The organism is Pseudomonas sp. P5_B2 (genome assembly GCF_056400445.1).
On sequence record NZ_JBFULH010000942.1, the window covers coordinates 1 to 1,270 of the forward strand.

Sequence of the window (1,270 nt, forward strand, 5' to 3'; positions counted from 1 at the left end):
TCGGGATCCAGACCCACGGCAATGAGGGAACCAATCCATGCGAAAACTAATCCTGCCACGGCCAGCGGCGCGGCATGACGCATGAAGATTCGGGTTCGTTGGTGATAACGCCACATCGCGAGCATCACGTTGGGGACAACCATGACAAGAGTCGTCCCCTGAGCTAATTGCTGATCCATCCCGAACATCAATACCAACGCAGGGATAGCGATGAGTCCACCACCGATCCCGAATATTCCCCCCAAGGTACCTATCGCCGCGCCTAGTAGCAGGTGCATTGCCCAATCGATCATTTCGGCCTCTAGTCATTGAATCTGGAACTAATCAATCAGCACCGACAGGGCGCTGATCAAATTGGGCAAGCGGCAATACCTTGTCGGTCATCAGGACAATGAAGATTGCCCGCCTGAGACTTACGTCACGGATGGATGCGCGTTTGTAACTGTTGTTTGGAAAACATCGCGGCGGCGAGCTTATTTAGATTCCTGATGCTAAACAACGGCAATTCAGTGGTCAGATACTTTACGTATCGTGAGCAATTATTCTGTGCATTCACTCAGAAGCTTCCCAGCCTGGCCCAGAACTCTTCGGCAGACRGACTGATTGAAGCCGTTGGCCGCGTCAGGTGAATTTCCAGCGGGATATCCCAGCTTTCGTCCAGTGCTCGGACTAAGCGCCCATCCGTTACTTCCTGTTCGGTGAGGCTCTTGGGCAACCACGCCACGCCTTTGCTTTCCAAGGCCATGGACATCAGCACAGCTGCAAGGTGGCTGCTGAAAAGTGGTTTGAGGTGAAGGTAATCTTCCTTGCCGCGCAGTCGGTGAGCGACGATGCGGCCCAATCCGGATTCTTGGGTATACGCCAGGTATGGCAGCGATGCGGGCGAATCTCCAAAGTTGGCCGAAGCGCTCGCCAGTGGAACGAGAACATCCTCGCCGACCTTTTTGCCTATGAACTGATCGGCAGCTAACAGCGGAGGAACATCCGGGTGACGATGACAAAGCAGAAACTGCACCTGCCCCTGAGTAAGCAACTGTTCACAGACCGCCATGCTGTCGGAGTGAAGTCGCACAGCCTCAATGGGTGCGCCGTTTTCTGTGCTTCTTAGCCATCTGGGGAAGAACGTGAACGATAGCGAATGGGTTGCAGCGAATTGCAGAGTCTTGGCAGCCATTCCTGCCACTTCCTGGGCTTCGCTGCGCATTCGGTACAAGCGCCTGGCCGTCTCTTGGGCACTGGGCAAAATTTGCTTCCCGGCCTCGGTCAACGT

General features: G+C 54.7%; 2 protein-coding genes. Both read right to left on the minus strand.

Annotated elements, in window-relative coordinates; translation table 11 throughout:
• The coding region (locus AC1DRJ_RS28185) for a TSUP family transporter (protein ID WP_477805027.1) at positions 1-293 on the minus strand (293 nt) is incomplete at its 3' end.
• 263 nt (positions 294-556) lie between these two features.
• The coding region (locus tag AC1DRJ_RS28190; protein ID WP_477805028.1) for a LysR substrate-binding domain-containing protein at positions 557-1,270 on the minus strand (714 nt) is incomplete at its 5' end.